Annotated in this window: 19 protein-coding genes; 8 read left to right on the forward strand and 11 right to left on the reverse strand. The window is 56.1% G+C overall.

The window, feature by feature from the left end; genetic code table 11:
- Positions 1-98: 98 nt before the first annotated feature.
- On the reverse strand, positions 99-593 hold the full coding sequence (locus VFX97_19065; GenBank protein HEX5705308.1) for a hypothetical protein: 495 nt from the start codon (positions 591-593) through the stop codon (positions 99-101).
- A gap of 144 nt (positions 594-737) precedes the next feature.
- A complete protein-coding gene (locus VFX97_19070) occupies positions 738-1229 on the reverse strand; it encodes a chemotaxis protein CheW (protein HEX5705309.1) in 492 nt (163 codons plus the stop codon).
- Positions 1230-1357: 128 nt separating this feature from the next.
- Between VFX97_19070 and VFX97_19075 the strand changes: the two genes are divergently transcribed.
- The 5 genes from VFX97_19075 (at position 1358) to VFX97_19095 (ending at position 6440) form a co-directional block, all read left to right on the forward strand.
- Positions 1358-1696: a carboxymuconolactone decarboxylase family protein gene (locus VFX97_19075; protein ID HEX5705310.1), complete on the forward strand. Its 339-nt coding sequence runs from the start codon at positions 1358-1360 to the stop codon at positions 1694-1696.
- Positions 1697-1823: 127 nt separating this feature from the next.
- On the forward strand, positions 1824-3743 hold the full coding sequence (locus tag VFX97_19080; GenBank protein HEX5705311.1) for a thioredoxin-like domain-containing protein: 1920 nt from the start codon (positions 1824-1826) through the stop codon (positions 3741-3743).
- Positions 3744-3878: 135 nt separating this feature from the next.
- Positions 3879-4415, forward strand: coding sequence for a ferritin-like domain-containing protein (locus VFX97_19085; protein HEX5705312.1), 537 nt, complete (start codon positions 3879-3881; stop codon positions 4413-4415).
- Positions 4416-4512: 97 nt separating this feature from the next.
- Positions 4513-5439, forward strand: a complete 927-nt coding sequence (locus tag VFX97_19090) for a rhomboid family intramembrane serine protease (protein ID HEX5705313.1) — start codon at positions 4513-4515, stop codon at positions 5437-5439.
- A 107-nt stretch (positions 5440-5546) separates the two neighbouring features.
- Positions 5547-6440, forward strand: a complete 894-nt coding sequence (locus VFX97_19095) for a 3-hydroxybutyryl-CoA dehydrogenase (GenBank protein HEX5705314.1) — start codon at positions 5547-5549, stop codon at positions 6438-6440.
- Between the two features lie 303 nt (positions 6441-6743).
- Here VFX97_19095 and VFX97_19100 read toward each other — a convergent pair whose 3' ends face one another.
- The gene (locus VFX97_19100; GenBank protein HEX5705315.1) at positions 6744-8024 is read right to left on the reverse strand and encodes a deoxyribonuclease II family protein; all 1281 of its coding nucleotides are present in this window, start codon (positions 8022-8024) and stop codon (positions 6744-6746) included.
- A gap of 534 nt (positions 8025-8558) precedes the next feature.
- Here VFX97_19100 and VFX97_19105 point away from each other — a divergent pair.
- Together VFX97_19105 and VFX97_19110 are read left to right on the forward strand one after the other, a co-directional pair.
- A complete protein-coding gene (locus VFX97_19105; GenBank protein ID HEX5705316.1) occupies positions 8559-9173 on the forward strand; it encodes a PEP-CTERM sorting domain-containing protein in 615 nt (204 codons plus the stop codon).
- 134 nt (positions 9174-9307) lie between these two features.
- On the forward strand, positions 9308-9910 hold the full coding sequence (locus tag VFX97_19110; GenBank protein HEX5705317.1) for a hypothetical protein: 603 nt from the start codon (positions 9308-9310) through the stop codon (positions 9908-9910).
- Positions 9911-9934: 24 nt separating this feature from the next.
- On the opposite strand, the gene VFX97_19115 is transcribed toward VFX97_19110, so the two are convergent.
- The 5 genes from VFX97_19115 to VFX97_19135 form a co-directional block, all read right to left on the reverse strand.
- Positions 9935-11419, reverse strand: a complete 1485-nt coding sequence (locus tag VFX97_19115) for an alkaline phosphatase family protein (GenBank protein ID HEX5705318.1) — start codon at positions 11417-11419, stop codon at positions 9935-9937.
- A gap of 3 nt (positions 11420-11422) precedes the next feature.
- A complete protein-coding gene (locus VFX97_19120) occupies positions 11423-12931 on the reverse strand; it encodes an alkaline phosphatase family protein (protein HEX5705319.1) in 1509 nt (502 codons plus the stop codon).
- Positions 12888-13934 (reverse strand): Gfo/Idh/MocA family oxidoreductase, encoded by a 1047-nt coding sequence (locus VFX97_19125; protein ID HEX5705320.1) that lies wholly within the window; start codon positions 13932-13934, stop codon positions 12888-12890. The genes VFX97_19120 and VFX97_19125 overlap by 44 nt, the downstream gene beginning before the upstream one ends.
- Entirely contained in the window at positions 13919-14854 is a 936-nt protein-coding gene (locus tag VFX97_19130) for a glycosyltransferase family A protein (GenBank protein HEX5705321.1), read from the reverse strand. The genes VFX97_19125 and VFX97_19130 overlap by 16 nt, the downstream gene beginning before the upstream one ends.
- A gap of 322 nt (positions 14855-15176) precedes the next feature.
- Entirely contained in the window at positions 15177-16559 is a 1383-nt protein-coding gene (locus tag VFX97_19135; protein ID HEX5705322.1) for a hypothetical protein, read from the reverse strand.
- A gap of 342 nt (positions 16560-16901) precedes the next feature.
- Between VFX97_19135 and VFX97_19140 the strand changes: the two genes are divergently transcribed.
- Positions 16902-17675: an inositol monophosphatase family protein gene (locus VFX97_19140; protein ID HEX5705323.1), complete on the forward strand. Its 774-nt coding sequence runs from the start codon at positions 16902-16904 to the stop codon at positions 17673-17675.
- On the opposite strand, the gene VFX97_19145 is transcribed toward VFX97_19140, so the two are convergent.
- The 3 genes from VFX97_19145 to VFX97_19155 all read right to left on the reverse strand — a co-directional run bounded on the left by VFX97_19145 (position 17676) and on the right by VFX97_19155 (position 19346).
- The gene (locus tag VFX97_19145) at positions 17676-18377 is read right to left on the reverse strand and encodes a lysophospholipid acyltransferase family protein (protein ID HEX5705324.1); all 702 of its coding nucleotides are present in this window, start codon (positions 18375-18377) and stop codon (positions 17676-17678) included. It abuts the gene before it with no gap.
- 1 nt (position 18378) lies between these two features.
- Complete coding sequence (locus VFX97_19150) at positions 18379-18612, reverse strand: hypothetical protein (GenBank protein HEX5705325.1); 234 nt, start codon at positions 18610-18612, stop codon at positions 18379-18381.
- 95 nt (positions 18613-18707) lie between these two features.
- The gene (locus VFX97_19155; GenBank protein ID HEX5705326.1) at positions 18708-19346 is read right to left on the reverse strand and encodes a PilZ domain-containing protein; all 639 of its coding nucleotides are present in this window, start codon (positions 19344-19346) and stop codon (positions 18708-18710) included.
- Between the last annotated feature and the right edge of the window lie 34 nt (positions 19347-19380).

The raw sequence follows: 19380 nt of genomic DNA on the forward strand, positions 1-19380 counted from the left end.
CAGGATCTAAACGCGGAAAGTATGGGCACAATCCCTGGTGAGCGCAAGGCTAACCAGGGATTGTGGGCAAAACCAAGTCGCAATGATACCGGCCTAAATTACTGGGACGGGGAAACGCCTTCGCGATTTCTGTCTTTCCGCAGACCGATTACGGCAATGGTCAAGACTGCCGCAATAACTCCAACAGCGATCCAGGTGCCCTTGCTACCGCCACCACCGCTGTCGGTGTCGGGATCGTCCTGAGGAGCGGTGCCAGTCCGGGCCGGCGCTTTGAATGTATTGCGGCCGCTGACGTTCGCTTTGAAAAACGTCTGGGTGGCAGAAGCGCGTGCCTTGATTTCGCTCTTGGCAAAGATGCGGTTGAAATCAATCTTCGCGTTCGGCGCCAACGGGAGCTTCTCCGCGGCCACCGCGACCGGAGCTGCCGTCGTCGCAATCTCGGCGCTCGGGACTTCCGCGGTTGCGGTCGTCTCTGGCGCGTCAGCTTTCTTCGGATCCGTGGATCTCACCGGCGCGCCCAGAACATAGACGTTGGCGATGGCGATCACGAGGACCACAGTTAAAAGTTGGAAGACCTTTGAAAATCTGGTCATGTTCTTTCGTTTCCCTCCTCAGTGTTGCTGCGTACTAAATAGCCTAAGTCGTAGTCTGTATTGCTTTTGAGATGGTCAGGAGTCTAACGCCGGAGGGGGCCACGGTCAACCATTTTCGCTAAAAGCCACAGAAAAACAGCACTTTCAGAAGCGCCGCCGCCGGCGCTCTTTGCGCTGGACGGCGCGTTCAAACAATCGCTTTGCGTCCAGAATAAGGATTTCTTCGCCCGCGTACCGCACCACTCCGAGGGCCGCGTCTTCCGAATTCACGTTGGGCGGTTCGATATCGTCTGTGGAGATGGTGATCGTGTCGCGGCAGCTCTCAGCCGCCAGGCCCAGCTGATCGTCACCCCGCAGGACGAGAACGTAAGGCAGCGTTTGCTCCCAATCCTTCGTCGGTTCGTGCAAAGCAGCGGCAGGATCGAGCACGGTCAGCATGCGGCCGCGAACGCAGACGACGCCCACAACGGCGCCGGGCGATCGGGGCAGCCGCGCAAAGGGTTTGCCCTCGGCGGTGGCGTCAACCTGGTCAGTGAAAACGGCGAACAGCCGATCCGCGATCGCGAACGGAAGCAGGTCGTGCAGCTGGGCCGCAGCCGCTTTATCGCTGTCGGAAATGTTCTCAGGTTCAGCCATGGGTGAGCGGGTAAATGGCGAGCCGATGAAAGCACGGGCATCGAGTGACCGTCAACAGTTTTGCGCGAGCGATTCGGCTGCCATTTCTCCATGTGATAAATTCACGCCGCAAAGGAAAGGATCCTGCCATGGACGACTTTGATCAGTATCGCGCTGAAATGAACGAGAAATTGCTCGGTAGCGGTCATCTGGGAATCAAGCGGTTCTTCGCGCTGGACACACAGGCTTATGAAGATGGCGCGCTCGACAAGAAGACGAAAGAGCTGATGGGATTGACGGCTTCCATTGTTTTGCGCTGCGACGATTGCGTTACTTATCACATCAAACAGTGTGCTGGGTGCGGAGTGACACGCGCAGAATTCCTGGACGCGTTCAATGTGGCGCTGGTCGTTGGTGGTTCAATCACGATCCCGCATCTAAGAAGGGCCGTTGATAGATTGGATCAGGTTCTGGAGAATGGAAATTAACCACCGAGGGGACAGAGGAACGCAGAGGAAGAGTCTAAGAACCTTAATCGGTTTATGTCTTTCTCTGGCTCCCTTGTGGTTAATACTTGGCTTCGGTGTCCAAACCGTAAACACGAAAGGGCTCGACATGCCGATACAGGAACGCCCACGAATTCGCGCGCCGGAACTTAGCGGCCATCGCGGATGGCTGAATACCGACAAGCCACTTTCGCTCGCGGGCTTGAAAGGCAAAGTTGTCCTGCTCGACTTCTGGACCTACGGCTGCATCAACTGCATCCACATCATTCCTGATCTGAAGCGGCTGGAAAAGAAATATCCCAACGAGTTGGTTGTCATCGGCGTTCATTCCGCCAAATTCGATAACGAAAAAGATACCGAGAATATTCGCCGCATCGTTTTGCGGTATGAGATCGAGCACCCGATCGTCAACGACGCGGATTTCAACATTTGGCGATCGTACGCCGTCAACGCATGGCCCACGCGGTATCTGATCGACCCGGCGGGCTACATCATCGGCCGGCTGTCCGGCGAGGGCAGTTACGACGTTCTGGACCAGACGATCGGCGACACGATTGCTGAATTCAGAAAACGTGGCGAACTAAACGAAACCCCTCTGAAGCTGGCCCTGGAAAAAGCGAAAATCGGAGACCTGCCCCTCGCGTTTCCCGGCAAGGTTCTGGCCGATGCAAAAAACGATCGGCTGTTCATCGCTGATTCAAATCACAATCGAATCGTCGTGGCGAAGTCCGATGGAACGTTGCTTGAGGTGATTGGCAGTGGTGTTGCCGGCTCCGGCGATGGCGCGTTTCATCAAGCAACTCTCTTTCGGCCGCAGGGCATGGCGCTTGACGGTGATCGTCTGTACGTGGCCGACACTGAGAACCATTTGATTCGTGAAGTTGATCTTAAGGCTAAGACCGTGAAGACAATTGCCGGCACCGGACAGCAGTCACAGGAGTACGGCGCGCGCGGTCCCGCGCGGCAAATCGCCTTGAATTCACCCTGGGATTTGTACCTTGTCGGCCGCACCCTCTACATCGCCATGGCCGGGCCACATCAGATCTGGCAAGTCGACCTGGACAAGCAGGAAGTGTCGACGTTCGCCGGTTCAGGACGCGAAGCCCGTCTCGATGGGCCGCGCGATGAAGCTGGTTTCGCCCAGCCATCGGCGCTGGAATCCGACGGTAAGACGCTGTTTGTTTCCGACGCCGAGTCGAACATCATTCGCGCCATCGATCTTGGGACAAACGGCGTAGTGAAAACCCTGGTAGGCGGCGACCTGTTCGATTTCGGTGACAAGGACGGGCGCGGCAACGATGTGCGACTGCAGCATCCGCTCGGGCTTGCGCGCTGGAACGGCAAGCTGCTGATCGCCGACACGTACAATCACAAGATCAAAATCCTCGATCCAATCGCGCGCACTGTTAGTTCATTCGCGGGCACGGGCAAGCCGGGACAAGCTGACGGCGCTGCCTCTTCGTTCTACGAACCAGGCGGATTGGCGGTCGCCGGTGACAAGCTTTTCGTCGCGGACACGAACAACCACGCGATCCGCGTCGTGGATCTGAAAACGAAGCAGACGAAAACTCTCAGCATGAAAGGTCTCCAGCCGCCACAAAGTGCGGGGACGGAAACAGCTGAAGCGACGCCGAACCAGGAAGAGATCAAGCTAGCGGTGCAGAAGCTCCGCACGGGCGACGTCTCGATTTTGGTGAACGTTCAACTTCCTGCCGGCTATCACCTGAATCCGATGGCGCCGCATCGCTACAAGATTTCAATCGATGGCGGTAACTCGCTGCTCAACATCGATTCTCAGAATGCTGTCCGCACTCTAAAGAATCCGACGTTACCAATTCGCATTCCCGCGCGCGCGGCTGTAAACGGCAAGACCGGAGTCGTCGCTTCCTTTACTTTCGTTTACTGCCGCGAAGACAACACCGGGGTCTGTCGCATCAAGACGCTGGAATGGAAAGTGCCCGTGGAGATCACTTCAGAAGCGAATGCGCCCGCGGAAATAAGCCTCACTGCCAGGGTTGCGGCCGACTAACAAGCCAACAACTCACGTTTTTGTCTCAAACGTGAGTTGGATCACTTCAGGCAACCCCGTCGCTTGCTCAGGCTTTCCGCTAGTTAGTAATATCCTGCTTTCCTTTTGTACAACTGAAGATAAGGAGTCGCTACCGTGGCTGATAAACCATTTCTGACCGACATCAAAACTCTGCGCGAGCGGGCGCGAAAACATATCGAACAAGGCGCGGTGACCGAGGGCTATTCCGCGGATCGCGAAACGGTAAATAAGATTTTGAACGAAGCGCTGGCGACGGAGATCGTCTGCGTGCTGCGTTACAAGCGGCACTACTTCATGGCGACCGGCATTCACGCCGAGGGTGTCGCGGCTGAATTTCTCGAGCACGCCACCGACGAGCAGGGCCACGCCGATTTAATTGCGGCGCGCATCGTGCAACTGGGCGGCGAGCCGAACTTCAATCCCGAAGGTTTGCTGATGCGCAGTCACGCCGAATACGTCGAAGGTGGCAGTCTGACCGAAATGATCAAGGAAGATCTCGTCGCTGAACGAATCGCTATCGATAGCTATCGCGACATGATCCAGTACCTCGGCAACGACGATCCGACGACGCGACGAATGCTGGAAGGCATTCTCGCGGTTGAAGAAGAACACGCCGACGATTTGGTGAGCCTCCTCGGAGAACTGGGCTAGTTAGTTGGAGTGCGCCGGCTTGAGGGCGCTTTTCTGCTCCGTCTGAATCTTCGTAACGAATATCCAAAGCGGCGTCAAGCCGCCGCACTCCAAATCTTTGGCTGACAATCCATTAACCCAAACAGGACGTCCCAGTGTCTGCCGCAGTTGCGGCGCGCTGATCGGAGCAGGCGAAAACGTTTGTCACATGTGCGGAGCGCCGCTGCAACCGGCGGCTGCGCCCCAGCTCCCGCTGCGCGAGCGCTATGCGATCAACTACGCGCGCGCGATTCTGGAACGGCCTTACCTCTTCACCATCGTTTTTCTCGTCGTCAACTTCTTCATCTTTATGCTGATGTGGCGCGAGGACGAGATGTCATCGACCGCGCTGTGGGGCGCTTTCAATCCCGGTGTGTTGCTGCAATTCGGGGCGAAGACGAATTACAACATCAAACTCGAGCACGAATACTGGCGGTTCGTGACGCCCGTTTTCATTCACGGAAATCTGCCGCACCTGCTGATGAACATGTATGGGCTCTGGGTACTGGGGCCGTGGGTCGAGAAACTTTACGGCTCCGCGAGGTTCGTCGTGTTTTGGGTGGTGACGGGAATCGCCGGTGTCGTCGCAAGTTACGTGACCGTGATTCCCGGAGCGCGACCCGGTTTGTTGGGCAGTTTTTTGATCAAGTCTGCGGACGAACCTTCAGTGGGAGCATCGGGCGCGCTCTTTGGCCTAATTGGCGTCCTCTTTGTGTTTGGGATCAAGTACCGGCGAGAACTACCGGAAGGTTTCAAACGCGCGTTCGGCACCGGCTTGTTGCCGGTGATCCTACTCAACGTGGCGATTGGTTTTGTTCTGCGAGGCATCATCGATAATGCCGCGCACATGGGTGGGCTCGTCGCGGGCATGGCGCTGGCGGCCGTGGTGGACTATAAACGTCCGGGCCAATCAACGCGGGTCACAATCGCCTGGCGCGTCGCGCAAATCGCGGCGCTGCTGTTGGTCTTAGCCTCGTTTGTTTTTGTAATAAAGAGTTTCAGATAAGGAAGTCAGAACCACCTGCGTCGGCGGGTGGGTTAACTGCTCAACTCAGCGGTGAACAATGACCCATCCACTCACGCGGATGGTTCTGACCTCATAGGAGATAAATAATGGAATTCAAAAAAGTTGGAGTACTCGGTTGCGGTTTAATGGGCGCCGGCATTGCGCAGACTGCGGCGATGGCCGGCTATGAAACGATCGTGCGTGAAGTGTCGGACGATTTTTTGGCGAAGGGGTTCGCCGGTATCGACAAGTCTCTATCAAAGTTTGCTGAGAAAGGCACCATCACCGCCGATCAGCAAAAGGAGATGCGCGATCGCTTGAAAGGCACGACGTCGTTCGAAGACCTGGCGGACTGCGACATCATCATCGAAGCCATCATCGAGAACCTCGAAACCAAACGCGAAACTTATCTGCGTCTTGATGAGCTCTGCAAACCCGAAACGATTTTTGCGTCGAACACTTCCTCACTTTCGATCACGCAAATGATGACCGTGACTTCGGCAGAGCGGCAGCAGCGTTTTATCGGCATGCACTTTTTCAATCCCGTGCCGCTTATGAAGTTGGTCGAAGTCATCCGCACGATCCTGACCGACCAGGCGGTGTACGAAGATGCCGTGACCTTCGCATCCAGCCTCGGCAAAGTGCCGGTGCGCACCGACGATCGCACGGGATTCATCGTGAACCGTCTGCTGGTGCCTTACATGCTGGATGCGATTCGCGCGCTGGAAGAAGGCGTCGCTTCGATTGTGGACATCGACAACGCGATGAAGCTGGGCTGCGGTTATCCGATGGGGCCTTTGACGCTGGGCGATTTCGTCGGGCTCGACACGACCTACTACATCTCGGAAATCATGTTCAACGAATTTCGCGAAAAACGTTTCGCCTCGCCGCCGCTTTTGAAACGAATGGTGATGGCGGGACTCTACGGGAGAAAATCGGGCCGGGGATTTTATGACTACACGAAAGATCCAAAGAACCCGACGCCGATGAATTTGGTTTAGAACGGATGCAGCTGTGCTAATCAGCGCGCTGGTTACTTTGCCTCAAAAGTCTGAGAGTCTTACTCTCATTCACACCGGGCTTCAGCCCGGTGATGAAAGACCGTGAGAATCATAGGAACCGTTTCCAACGGTTTCTCCGTGTCGTTTGCAGGGCAAGTCCTTCGCAGCCAATCGCCTGAGTGTCTTGAGAAGACCACCGTTAAAACGGTTCACTAGTCTCGTACTCCGCTTATCACCGGGCTAAAGCCCGGTGTGAATGAGAGCTGCTTTTTCGGACTTTTGAGGCAATGCCCCGCGCCCACCCTACTTCTTCGGTAAAGTGGTGGGGGCCGTCTTTCCCTTAATCAAAGCCGAGATGGTGTCGTTCAGTTCCTTGTTCTCAACCACATAGAACAAGCCACCGCGCCCATTCTGACTGCTCTTGCAGTTAGGACCGGACAGGGAACCTTGTTGGTTCATGTCACCAAAGATCGCGTAGTTCTTGTCACCACCGGAAATCGACACTCCGATCTTTGCGTGGTTGTGATCCGGACTGGCGCCTCCCGTTAATCCAATGGCCGTCCCGTCCCAATTCCCAGTCGTGGCGATCTGAACTGCCCCAGGTTTAGAAAGTGACTTGTCCCAGCATTTTATCCTGGTGGACGCGGTGGTTGTAGGAATAAACGGACTGGCCCACCAGGTTGCGGCGCGCAGGTCAGCTCCGCCTAAGATTGCCGAGACCATTTGCCACGGCGGTACATTCAGGTTGGACGGCTTCGAGATTAGCTGAACGCCACTGGAAAGTGTGGTGGTGATGAAGGTGGTGTTGCTGGATCTGGTTCCCAATGCGCTTACCAGCGCCTGCACGTCCGACGGCCCACCGTTGTTAACAATCTGCGGGTTCGTCGGATCTGTGACGACACTCGCATTCTGCAGAGCCTTGAGCACGTTAACCAGATCGTCCTTATTTAGTTTGAGGGCGAAAAAATGTTGACTGACCATAACGTCGTCGTCATCGACACAGCCCAACGTGTTCCCGTCGGTCTTGCGCGGATGAGTCTTGTTTCCCGCGGCCGGCCAGGATGGCGTTGTCACCTGCATAACAAATCCTTCGCCTGCGTCATTCCAGGCGACCATCCCCTTTGAGTGGCCCCAGGGCGCGCCGCATGACGTGGTGCATCCCTTAATCTTAGGATCGTTGTAAAACTGATCATTCCAAATCAAATAGTTAAACGACCCGTTATAGACTTGCTCAAATGTCGCGCCGAGTGGATCAGCGCCGGTAGTGCCCACGCACCCACTTCCTTGTTTGAGCGTGGCCGACGCGCTGCTGGCGAAAACATACTGCTGGCCGTCTTTATAATTTTGTACGGTGCCGCCAAAAGGGCACCCCTTCCTCGCGCTGGTTCCGCATTCGGGGAACCCGGCGGAATTGAGTTTGAATACGAACCACCAATCGACGGGTTGACCCTTAGCCAGCAGCGGCACCGGCGCGCTCTGCTGCGGTGTTGGTTCGGCAACTGGTGAGTACCCAGGAAAAACGACAAGGAAAAAACTGACGGCCAGAGCAGCAGACAGCGCTCTGAAAATTCTGTTGGTTTGCATAGTTGGGCGGCTCCGTAGCGTTGGATAAACGCGGCGCTTATATCATCGCGTCAGGAGTTAAGCAATATTTTTAACAGCGAGAACTTAGTCCTGTGCTGTTCTGGACTCCAGCGGCGCGTTACCACCGACCACCGACAGCAGTCTAATGTTGGCGCGCGCACATGCTTCAAAAAACAATCCGCGCATTACAATCAGCCCGGCCTGTGCTTCCGCATCAAACCGGCGTCGTGATCACGGCGAGTTTCGGCATGCTCCCAAGGCCGCCGCATCATCACTCCACAGGTTCGGGATTCTTCAGCCATCAAAGTGCTTCAGTCGACAAAACGTTCGGTAGGACCTCTCTATGCTTTTATCGCGATTTGTCTGGAATATGCACCCGATTTGCTTCTGGAATGAAGCTTATCTTCTGCCTTTCTCTAGACTTGAGGTTGCCCGCCTTATAGGTACAAACAAGGCGACCCAAGTGACTGTTGAGGAGGGATGAAAGACGTGAATAGATTCTTAACAAAGGGTATTTTGATCCTGGGAGTGCTAATGACAGTGTCCTTAGCCAGCACAACTGCGCGGGCTGACGCTTTCACTTACATGGGAATAAACACGGGCGTCACAGGTACCGTAAGTATCGATCAATTGAGCGATGGCCTGCTGACCGTTACGATCACGAACACCTCCGTAGGCAGCACGCTCGGCAAAATCACGAGCATAGGATTTGATCTGCCCGGAAGCGGCGCAAGCGGTTTTACTCTCGTCAATGCCACCAATACCAACTACAAGTTGGTGGAGCAAGTGGCTGGGAGTGCGACCGGGATTGGCCGAACTTTTGAACTGGCGCTCCTGACCGGACCAAACTTCAACGGCGGCGGAAACCCCAATCGGGGAATTGTCGAAGGCGCCAGCGCGACTTTTACCATCTCAGGTGATTTCACAGGATTCAGTCAACAGCAGATCGCGCAAGGGATGTTCCTGCGCTTTCAGGATGTAAACGCAGGCGGTGGCAGTGATGTGGCGAGAGTTTGCGGTGAGCCAACCCCGACGCCGGAACCGGCAACAATGGCGCTGCTGGGCACCGGGCTGGCGGGAATTGCGGGAGCGGTTCGACGCAAACGGAAAGCTATCGCGGCGGCAAAGGCTGAAGCCGACGCCATATAGTCTGAAGTTAGCTAAACGAAAGTAATCGCGAGCCGGACGCTTGAATGCGCTCCGGCTCGTTGTATTGGGGGAGTAAGTCTTTGACATCCCGCTTTGCGCGGCTTACAAATAGCGCTAATCGACAGTCCGAACTCATGCGGAAAACAACCCTGCTCACGTTGCTCATTTTCCTGATGCCGCTGGTCGCAGAAGCTGCGCCGCTGAGAATCGTGAACGTGGCTGCGCCGGCTATCAATTGCGTATTCAGTACGTCGTGCTCGGTGCGGGTTAAAGATTCGAAAGATGATTTTGATTTGAGCAACGGCGGCGAAGGTGTTCTCCGGACGCGTACGTTCAAAGGCGCGAGCGGATCGCCGGCTGAGGGGCTGTTCGCTTACCAGTATCGTTTGGATTTGACTGACGCGGTCGGCGCCAAGCCGTCGTGTATCGATTGGATTTCCGTGAGCTTTGGCCCCGTAGTGAGCACTTTGGATTTTGGCGGACCGGCGCGACGAGACCAGGTGTTCGTCATCACGAGCGGCGGCACGGGTAGCATCGGACTTGAGTCTGCGTTGCAAACACGCGACACGATCAGATTCAGGTTTAAGTCGCCCGTGTGCAGCGGCACGACGGCCGCGAAAGGCGCCAGCACTTACTTCTGGGGCCTGCTTTCAACCTCAGATCCCGAAAACACCACCGCGACGATCCACGAAACCGGCGGCGCGACGCATGTCGTCAAAACCCGGTCGCCAATGTAGGACCCCTGGGTACGAAAACTAATCCTAAGAGGCGACCAAGGTTTCGATTAGTTTTCCCAGCGACTTTAACGGCAAAACTGAATCAACTTCCACGCGCTTGGGCGAACGCAAAATGCAGAATCCCTGATCGTTGTGTTGGCTTAAGTGCCGTTCACCATCGCGGGGATATTCACGATCGTGTCCGCTAATTCTCAATGGCGATGCAAAAGCGCAGTCGTGCCAATGAACGACTATATCCGGCAGCCGGCGCTTCAGGGCTTCGGTCCCGTGCGTTGCCGTTCGGATTACTTTTTTTGCCAGCGGCAAACCGGTTGCGGAACGCAAACTCCATAACCAGTCTTCAACTTCCCGGCAGACCCTTTCGTAATCATCAACGTCTACACAGCCCTGCGCTTCGCGGTCTTTCAAATTAATCCGAATCGAACTGAGATGCTCTTCAACGATCACAAAGGCCCTGGTGCGCGCCCAGTCATATTGCGGCAGCAACGTGGGCGCGGCCAGCCGGCGCACGGTGGCTGGCGGCAGGGCGCGATAGTAGAGTTTTTTTAGTGACGCGGGCGTGCGTTTCTTTAGGTCCCGCATCGCATGAACGACACGATCAGCCCACGTTTGGCGTCGCGCCTCAGCGAGTACGGAAAAGCCGGCTTCACACATAAGTGGCGTCAGAAAAGTCGGCGCGCCACGGCCCGGCTCCATGCCGTGCAGCGAGAAAACCAAAACTGTTGGGTGAACTGCGAATGCGGCGATGATGCTTCCGATTTGCCGATCGACCTCGCCGAAAATCTCTTCGAGGCTCGGTTGAATTTCGGCCAGACGATTCAAGTAAGGCTCCTGAAGGAGCGGATGCTCAGGTTGAACGGTTTGCCAGAGACAATGACTTATTTCGTGAGCTTCGGTAAAAGCGATGATCGAGATTTCTGGCTGCGTTTCGCGCAGCAGACGTGTCGCCAGTTCGCCCCGAGCCTTAATGCCAATCAACGAATCTACTGCCAGCCGTCGCAAATTCTTAAGGTCATTGGGCCCAGCGACATTGATCTGCCCGTATCCGTGAAGCAAGGCGGCTTTTGCCAGCTTTCGTGATGCGGCCGCCGGGCGGTTCGAACTGCCGGAACCCTTGGATAAAACAAAGGGCGGGCGCTCGCTGATCTCGAATCCTCTCTCCAGTCGGCTTAGCGGCATGAATGGTATGCCCAATACTCCGATCGTAAAACCCTTCGCTTCCAGCTTTTGCCAGAAGGGATTCAGTTGATGGCCCGTCAAAGGACGCAAGCTCATGATCTCCGGTTCCCAACACCACTCGCTGTAAATTCCATGAGTTTCGGGATCCTCACCGGTCATAAACGACGGCCAAACGGAACTACTGCCGATGGGCGTGGTTGATTCAAGGGGAATCCATCTTCCGTGCCCGAGCAGAGACTGCAGAACAGGCATCTTGCCCTCGTCGATCAGGCGGCGAATCAACTTACTGTCTGCGGCGTCCAGTCCAATTGCGAGTACACGATGTTTCATTTGTTACGACGGCGATGAGGGGTTGCGGTGCAAGAGTCGCGAAAAGAGCAAGGGCATTTCCTCGGCGCGAATTTCATGCGCGTCGCCGGAAGCGAACGCAGGCGCGATGCAAAAACCTTCTATTGCGTGCTGGCCGACGTATTTCCGGCCGTCAAATTCAGGTTCGATGTTGCTTCCGGCCAATCGCAAGTCCGAAGTAAACACGCTGTCAGACCAGTGGACAACGAGGTCGGGCAATCGCTGATGCATGGCACTGGTAACGTCGTTACTCGTGCGAATCACGTCGCTGACCACCAATTCTCCGTTCTCTGACCGCAGGTTTCGCAGCAAGTCTTCCAACTGATCGCAAGTCTTTTGATACTCCTCCTGGGGAACTATGCCGCCTGCTTCCCGCCCGCTGAGGTTGATTCGAATCCAGCCGTGCTGATCGGTTGGCAACGAGAACGCCCGCGTTCGCGACCAGTCGTAGAGCGGAAGCATCGTTGGTCGCGCGAGCTGATGGGTGACGGTCGATGGTAGCGTCTTGTAGTAGATCTTTTTCAGCCACTGCGGCATGGCACGCTTTGTAGCGCCGAAGACCGCGGTGGCTCGTTCCCGCCATTTCTGCTCACGCCATTCCGGCATCGTCGCGAACCCTTTTTCGCACAGCCACTCAGTGAGAAACGCGGGCACCCCGCGCGCGGACCGCATTCCGTGCAGCGAGAAGATAACAACCCTCGCATTCGGACCTGCGGCGGTGATCAATTGGTTGATTTGGCAATCGAGCTCGCGAAAGATTTCGCGGACAGAAGGCCGGGTGGCCTTAAGTTGTGCGACACCGTTGTTTGCATAGACGGGGTTCTCGGGTTGTGCTTTGTGCCAAAGGTAATGTGATGAATGGTGAACTTCGGTGAACGTGATTATCGCGAACTGCGGCTGCTCATTCGTTAAGAGATCCCGGGCAAGATTTCCGCGCTTCTGAATTCCTTGCAGACACACGTTACCGAGCGCTTCCAGGTTGCGGTAGTCTTCGGGCCCGGACAATTGAATCCGGCTCTGCAACGGATGAGGCGAGTGTTGCGCTACCGTGGGAGCCACTGACTCGGGCGCCCACCGCACTCGTCCTTCCAGAATGTCGTGAGGTCCCCATTCTGAGATCTCGAATCCTTTGGTCAATCCAATCAGCGGCATGAACGGAACGTCGAGAATCCCCACAGAAATATTCTCATCCGAAAATGCCTTCCAGAATGGCGTGACGTCATTACCCTGATACCGGCTGAGACTCATGGTGCCGGTGTCCCACAACCATTCGCCGTAAACGCCATGCACTCGCGGGCCCAGCGCCGAGATAAACGTGGGCCAGACGGCGCCGCTACCGACGTAGGCCGGAGACTTAACCCGCAGCCATGTCCCCTCGCGCAACAGCGATGCCAGCGTGGGCATTTCGCCTTGATCGATCAAATGTCGAACGTAAGACGGTTCTGCCGCGTCAATCGCGATTGCTAGCAACCGCGTATTTGCACTTTGCGTCATTCAATAAATCCTGTGGATTGATCCATTTTCGTTCATCGCTTGATTGCATGCATGCTTCAAGCAGGGCCATCGTCTGGAGATTGTCACGTCCGCTTACTTCGGCCGATTCACCGTGGAGCATCGCCCGTTCCAGTTGTTGCAGGAGTATCTGCTCCTCAGTTGTGTGGCGCTTGCCGCGCGACACCATGCGTGGAAATTTTCCGCGTTCGCAAAAGAAGAGCCAGCGCTGGAACACGTGCAGCGTTCCCCGTTCGCCGACGAACCTGGCATAGAACTGCTGGCCCCGCTCGAAGAATTCAAACCCGCTGGATTCGTAAGTCGCGAAATAGGATGCGCGCGGACCATCGGCGAAAGCCAGCATCGCGCGGAACGATGCCCCGGCCGGAGACTCGTCAGAAGCCGCAAAACTCTCAGCCATTACACCGTGGATTTCTTTCCCGAGTACTGCGCGCAACGCATCGAGATGGTGCACGCTCATGCCATACAGAATGCTGTGTTCCAGCCGAAGCAGTGACGCCGCCATCTGATGAGGCGGCCGAAAGTATTGGCAGGTAATGGAATTGATCCGCCCGAGCTTGCCTTCCTCGATAATGCGGCGAACGGTGCGAAACGACCGCAGGTAGCGATAATTTTGAGCGACCAGGAGTGGCCTCTGTTTTTGTTCGGCGAGTTCCACGAGCCGGACCGCCTCGGGCAAGCGAAGGGTGAAAGGTTTCTCAACCAGCACCGCGAGGTCGTTCGCGATTGCCGTTTCGCAGGATCGTTCGTGATCTTTGGGAGACGTGGCCACGATCACTGCCTGACATTGCGTCCTGCTAATCGCCTCGGCTAAATCGTCAAAGCATGAGTCGCGGGCTATCCCCAGGCTATCGGCTGCGCTGAACCTGACTTGTTCGTCAATCTCGACGCATCCGGCAAATTCAAAGCCGTGAGAGGATCGAACCTCGCGCACCCAATCGCGGCCACGCGGACCCAGCCCGGCGATAATTACTTTAAACGCCATTCGTAAGGTCTCCCTTCCCGAACGGTTATCGTGGCGATCAAATCGCGCGCGCGAATGAACGACCGCAAGGCAAAGCGTAATGCGCGTGGACTCACGCTGCCGACCGACGCTGAAGCAAGAGCAAGCAGGGATTTCCAGTTCGATCGCAGGACACGGCTACTGATCAGTTGCGGCAGGATAGCCGGCTCCTCACCAGCCCAAAGCCGCATAGAGCCCCACATGTAGAGTGCCGCCAGCCCATCGCTATTTGGATTGTGACCATTCCTGGCCGCGCTCACGCCTTTCGCGCCCGTAAGCAAAGTCGCATTTGAAGCATGATAGCGGTAGTGGTACAGCACATCGGGCAGCGTGACGACACGACCCTGCGACCGCATGCGATAGAAGAAATCCTGATCCTCGCCCGCGTAAAATCGTTCGTCGTAACCCTGCAGCAGTTCAAACGCTGCGCGGCGAAACATTGCGGATCCGTGAGGAAACGGAATGTAACGCGACGCACGAACAATCCGCCAACGGTCGCGCGGTCGCACGACGCGACCGGTGGCGTCGATGCCGTCGCAAAGTGTGCCTACCGCAACCACGTCGCTATGAGTTTGCAGGACGTCCCATTGTCGTCGCAGACGATCGCGGTGAGAAACGTCGTCGGCGTCCATGCGCGCAATCACCGCCCCACATGCTTTCGCCACCACCACATTCGAGCTGCCCACCAGCCCCAGTTTCCGATCGCTTTGGTGCAGGCGGATGCGATCGTCACGCGCTTGCCATGCCCGTAAAACCTCGTCTGAGCCATCCGTGGAAGCGTCATTCAAAATTACCAGCTCGAAGTCCGTGAATGTTTGTTCAAGGATGCTGGTGATGCTCTGGTCAAGAAATGGGAGGCCGTTATGCACCGGCATTACCACACTGATGCGAGGATGCTTCATGTCTAATCGTCCAGGTGAATAAATGCTAGGAGGAAGACTAACGCCACCTGAATTGTCATATGATGAGCCGGAGAAAAAGATCGATTGTACATTGAGATCGGCGAGCGTCAACCAGTGCCGATAAATGCGACATCGTGCTCATGTCGCCCGGAACTTATGGCGTCTCTGGGCGCTGAAGCAATCCTTCCCTGCTTCTCAACAAACAACTAAGCGGCTTCTTCCACGGCAAGCCTGGGTTCGAAGAAAGAGGCAATGTTGCCGTTGCGATTTTTGTCTCTTTCGCGTTCGCTGTGGGGAGCGTTGTTGAAGACCTTTCGTACTACTACCACCTTCGCTCAAACTCCCTGAACTGCTCCTCCAGCCGCCACTGCAACTTCGCCTTCTCGCTGCTCTCGAGAAACTGCCTGCATCCGCTTGAAGTAAGTTTCATCAGGATGAGGTCCCGACGGCATTCGCCGACGGAAGTGAACTTTCGGCCGTCGCTCCACAGGCTGTCACCTGAAACAAACGAGTATTGAAGGCTGTTGCGGGCCATGGTTTTCAATTGCAGATAGCCCAAACCCTGTTCCTCAGCGGCTTTCAAATACTCATTCGAAATCTCCGAACGCGCGACGCCTGCATCATCGGTTGCCAGGGCCACCGGTACTTCATATTTCAGGTAAGTCGACAGGGGATGAGCTTTGCCTTTGACGCCAAGTATCAGATCGTTGCTCGACAGGCAGATCTCAACCAACACACCGCGGGTCGCCATTTCTTTTAGCAACCCGTCCCAATCATTCTCGTGCATGATGTCCACGCCATGGCCGATGCGCTCAGCGCCGGCAATCTTCACCGAATCGCGAATGTGAAAAGTGAGATTTTTCTGGTCCGTTACCAATCCCGGCACCAACTCGCCGGCGTGCAAAGTCAGGTGCCCGCGTGACCCTTCCTGAAGGAATTTCAACATCCGCATGTGTTCGGAAAAGTTGTTCAAAGCGTTCGGCGCATCTTCAGGTTGGACCAGATTCAATCCGACGACTTTCGAGTTTGGATCGTTACCCAGCATGAATCCCGTCACCATTTGCGCATACACAGGTCCCAATTCTGCTGTCCGGCCGACTTGCGCGATGTAACGAACCGTCACCGAGCACCCGGGATCGGCGCGCCTCGTTCCGCACTTCAACAACTGATTCTTCTCTTTTTCCGCATCGCCCAAGTTCTTCATTGCGGCGGCGACGGCGTTATCAATATCGTTGGCCTTCAGTTTGTTAAGGGTGCTTTTGAGATCTCCGTCCCAGCCGACTTTGTCCCCGATCTGACTGGAGACACCGCCGTCAGGAGTTAACATCAACTCCAGATAAAGCACTTTCCCGCGGGCCGCGCGTGAGACCGCCTCAGCTAACATCTTTCCGGTTTGGCCCCATGTCGCCGGGCCAAACTTACTGAACGTGTTGAAGAAATGATCGTGACCGCTTTCAGTAGCTGAGGGGCTCCAGTTCCGCATCGACCACGCGTCAATCATTTGTTCGTAGAGCGCTCTGTTAGTTAAGGCTGAGCGCGCCTGCGCTTGGCCTGCGGTTGGATCGCATTGGTTAGGTTGCGTTGGCTGCGACAATGTCATTGTTTGTGTATTGACGCATAAACCCTTTTCTGCCGCCCACTGAATATACGACTCGGCATAAACCGCGCCGGAAAGATGATTGTGCAGGTCACCGCCCTTTGGCATCTGACGGAGAAACTTCCATTGTCGCCGTGGCGATTTACGAATCGATTCGAAGTGACGCGCTGTTCGTTGTTCGGCCCCAGCGCGAGGTTGCGACGCCGAGCCTGTTTGCGCGGACGCGACGGAAACACACGACAGAACAAGTCCGAGCAGTAAGCTTCTTGTCCGGATCAGAGACCTTTGGTGATGCATGGAGAACTCCTTGGGTGCGCGCTCGTGAGTTGAGAGACGCATCCTCCATCATCGAGTCTGATTTGACAAGCCTTTCAGCGAAGTAACGCGGTCTGTGTGCCTCTGTCTTCTCTGTGGTAAAAGTTATGAACCACTTCGACAACAGAGGGATCATTGCTCAACTTTGCCATTCAAACCGCGCGTGACGCGGGCCGCGTGCTGGCCGAACGGTTCGGAAGGAGCCTGCGCATCAGCAACAAGAGCGAGCTCGATCTGGTTACTGAATCAGATCTGGCCTCGGAACGCCTGATCATCGATCGCATCAAGACTCACTACCCTCGCCATACGATTCTCGCGGAAGAATCCGGCGTAAATCCACCGGCGGCGGCGGACGCGCAAAGCGATTGGCGCTGGATCATCGATCCGCTCGACGGCACGACAAACTACGCGCACGGTTATCCTTGTTTCTGTGTTTCGATGGGCCTGGAACGCAACGGCACTTTGGAACTCGGGGTCATCTACGATCCGCTGCGTGATGAAGTATTTGCCGCCGAACGCGGCCAGGGTGCGGCGCTCAACGGAAAGCGCATTAACGTTTCGGCGACGCCAAACCTGGCGAGCGCACTTTTGTGCACGGGCTTTCCGTACGATGTGCGCGAGCGTGGCCAGTTCGCGCGTCACTTCTCCAACTTCATCATGAACGCGCAGGGCGTACGACGCGATGGCGCAGCCGCGCTCGACCTCGCTTACGTTGCCGCGGGACGATTTGATGGATTCTGGGAAGAAGGTTTAAAGCCCTGGGATGTTGCGGCCGGCATTTTGTTGATCGAGGAAGCGGGGGGACGAGTTTCGGACTATCACAACCGGCCCCTGGACATTTTCACGCCGCCGATTCTTGCCACCAACGGTTTGATCCACGAACAGATGATGCGTGTGCTGGCGATGTAACTAATCCGCCGTCATCTGCTTTTCATTAAGCGCTGATCCAATGATCTCCTGCAGCATCTCGGTGGCGCGCCGGGCGTGGCCCCGCTGACCTTCACTTTCATTCTGATCGACGACAAACAACGGATGGTAAATGACCTCGACGCGACCGAGTCGGGGGAAGCGGCGGCTTGAGGGCCACACTCGCTCGCCGCCGCGAATCGTCACCGGCAGAATTGGCACGCCGGCTTCCATCGCCATGCGCACGGCCCCGGGTTTGAACTTGCGCATTGTGCCGTCCTCCTTTCCGCGACCGCCTTCGGGAAAGATAACGACGGCGCCGCCTTCGCTCAGCCACTGAATCGATCGGCGAATAGGCGCGGGATCGCTGCCCTCCAGTTGTAAGGGCCAGGCGCCGACGAGTCGCAGAAAATATCCCACCACCGGCCAGTTGAAAGCGGCATCCCATGCGAGAAAACGCACCGGCCTTTTGATTGGCGACGCAATCCAAAAAGGGTCGAGGTAGGTCTGGTGATTGGCAGCGATGATCACTCCGCCACTCGCCGGAATGTATTCCCTGTGTTGCCAGCGGACGCGCCAAAATGCCCGGCTAAGGAGTAGGGTAATTGGTCGGATGATTTCGAGCGCCCATTGCGGGAGCATGGGCGGATACGGACGCACTCCGTTCGCTGTCCGCGAACGTCCAAGCGTGGTTGTTTCGTTCAAGTTAGTTTGCGCGCTCGCTGTCTTTCAGCGGGATCGCGTCAGTCCAGGAGTCGGGGACAGCATCGATGCCGATTGTGTCATCATTCCAGCGATGGCATTTGCTGCAGTCGAAGCCACGGTACTCAATCGCTTCCGCCTTCGTCAAACCAATCAGATTTCGCGCCGCACAGTCGCGGAAAGAACAATACCGCTCGATTTCAACGAGCAGGACTTCGCGAGGAAAATTAAGTGGCATAGGCTGTTACGCTTCTGTCTCTTTCCCTCAACGTTTAGAGGCGGGTACCGCCCGCCGGTCGGCCGGTAGGCCGACTCTGAACGAGGAAAAGTTAATCACAGCGGCCATTCGCTGCCGATAAATTCGAGGTGAAGGCGCGTGATGCCATCGGCCCCTGCATGCCGCCCGCGCACGACTCCCAACACGACGGCGTTGTATCGTTCGTTGCTCATCCTTACGAAAGCCCCGGGTTGGAGATCGAGCTCTGTGAAAACAGTCGCACCTCCGCGACTAATATTCTCAGTAACGGACTGTTCGGTATTGACGATTTTGTCGGCGTCATAAGCTTCGATCAGCACGTCGACCGGAATCAGTTGCCGGCTCTCCCTGCGGTTGTCGTCGATCACGATTTCGGTGAGTTGCTCAACCGAATCCTCCTGAGCGGCCCACAACCGGCTCTCCAGCTTGGTCTGGGCAATCTCGTACCGCCGCCCCGGATTCTCCTCGTAACTTTTCGGCGGACGTTTCCCGAGGAAGGCCACCCCGACCTCCAGCAAACTGTCTTTTGGTGTCTTCTGCTCAAGCAGGCGCGCGTTTCGTACAATTGCCCAGACGCGATACTGATCTTCGGCGTGATCGAACACGCGCAACGTGCGCGGCATGGCTAATGTCAGTTGCAGCAGCCTGCCAATATCAAACGGCCGCATCAGTCTGAACCGCGCGCCGAATGGAGTGACGTCGACAAGGTGCGTCATCTCGGTCCACTCGCGATTTCCACTTTCGCGTCCA

The sequence above is a fragment of the Pyrinomonadaceae bacterium genome (assembly GCA_036277115.1).
GTDB lineage: Bacteria > Acidobacteriota > Blastocatellia > Pyrinomonadales > Pyrinomonadaceae > UBA11740.